Origin of the sequence: Streptomyces sp. NRRL B-24572, from assembly GCF_002156145.1 — a bacterium.
GTDB classification, from domain to species: Bacteria; Actinomycetota; Actinomycetes; order Streptomycetales; family Streptomycetaceae; genus Streptomyces; species Streptomyces vietnamensis.
Genome location: NZ_MWIG01000527.1, coordinates 1 through 1,750, shown reverse-complemented (window position 1 = coordinate 1,750; position 1,750 = coordinate 1). Strand labels below are relative to the sequence as shown.

Below are 1,750 nucleotides of genomic sequence, written 5' to 3'. Positions count from 1 at the left end.
GTCCGTGCTCGGCGCCTCGTACGCGCTGTGCGGCTGGTCGCTCGCGGAGGGCACGTACAACCCGATGTGGCTGGACGGCCTGATCGCCTTCCCGCTGCTCTGCCTGGTCGGCGAGTGGGTGCGGGAGGGCCGGCGGCCGCTCCTGGGCCCGCTGGTGGTGGCGGTCTGCTGGCTCGCGAACTTCTACACGGCGTACATGGCGACCCTGGGCGCCGCCCTGGTGCTCCTGGTCCGGCTGGCGCTCACGGACTCCTTCCGCGTACGTGCCCTGGGGCGGGCGGCGCTGACGACCGGGATCGGCATCGGCCTCGCGGCGCCCGTCCTCGTCCCCGTCTTCCTCGGCTCCCGGCACGCCTACCCGGGCGTCGTCCGGGACTTCGCCCCGGCGGCCGGTACGGACTTCCTGGCCCGGCTGCTCCCGGTGACGTACAGCTTCGCGACCCCGGCGGCCTTCGTCTGCACGGCGGTGCCGCTGCTCGCGGGGGCGCTGCTCTTCCGCCGGGACGCGCCGGGCCGGGAGCGGTGGCTGTGGGGCGGCCTGTGCGCGGCGGTCGCGCTGTCGATGCAGTGGGGCCCGACGCACCTGGCCTGGCACGCCTTCGCCACCCCGAACGGCAGCCCGTACCGCCAGACCTTCGTCCTGTCCGGCGTCCTCGTCCTCGCCGCCTGGACGGGCCTCGCGCACGGCCTCCCGGACCGCAGGTCGCTCCTCGGCGGGACGGCGGTCGTGCTGGCCCTCGCGGCCGGGGCCCTGCCGAGCGCCCTGCTCACCTCCTGGTCGCTGCTGCTCGCGGGCGCGGGCCTGGCGGCGGTGGCGGGCGCGTTCCTCCTCCCCCGCCGGGGCCGGTACGGGCTGCTCGCCGCGCTCCTCGTGGCCGGCACCCTGCTCGGGCAGACGGCGGCGACGACGGCGTACGCGGACCGGGAGCGGCTCGCCCGGCTCGACGACTACCCGCCGTGGGGCGCGGAGCACGAGCGGCGGGCGGCGGCCCTCGCGGCGGCCGACGGCTGGCCCGCGTACCGCACGGACTCCGGGCTGCCCCGGGTCGCGGGCAACGATCCGCTGCTCCTGGGCGGCCAGGGCGCCGCGTACTACAGCAGCCACACCCCGGCGGTCCTGACGGAGACCCTCGCCGCGCTCGGCGGGGGCTGGACCTCGCGCGGCCGGAACCTGCTGAGCCTGGACAACCCGGTGACGGACGCGCTGTTCGGGGTGGGCGCGCGGTGGCGGGACGGCGAGGTCGTCCGTACGGACGCGTACCTGCCCCTGGTGACGGTACGGCCCGGGGGCCCGCTCCCGGCCTACGGCCCGTCGCCCTTCCGCAACCAGGAACTCCTCCTCGGGGCCAAGGTCTACGAGGCTCCGCACGCGGGCGCGTGCCGCGTCGGTACGGAGGCCTTCCTCTGGGCCCCGGACGCCACGGGCACGGCCCGCCTGGGCGACCGCGAGGCCCACCTCCTGGGCGGGCGGCCGAAGCGCCGCGCGGCCCTGACGTCCCTGGGCGTCCAACGGGTCCCCGGCCTGAAGCCGGACCTCCCGGGCCCCGGCGAACTGGGCTGCCTGGACCGGCATCGGTTGCGAACGGCGGTGACGGCCCTGCGCGCCCGCGCGGCGACCTCGGTCCGGGTCACGTCCGACGGCATCCGGGCCGTCCTCCCGCCGGGCTCCACGGGCACGGCGGTCGTGGCGACCCCGCACCTCGCGGGCTGGCACTGCGAGGGCGCCGCCCCGGTCCCGTACGGCGGCCTC

The 1,750-nt window shown here is 77.8% G+C and carries 1 protein-coding gene; it reads left to right on the top strand.

All coding sequences use genetic code 11. The features are described from left to right. Positions 1–1,750, top strand: a 1,750-nt coding sequence (locus tag CCN56_RS28940; protein WP_086830933.1) for a YfhO family protein, incomplete at both ends; no start/stop codon positions are given.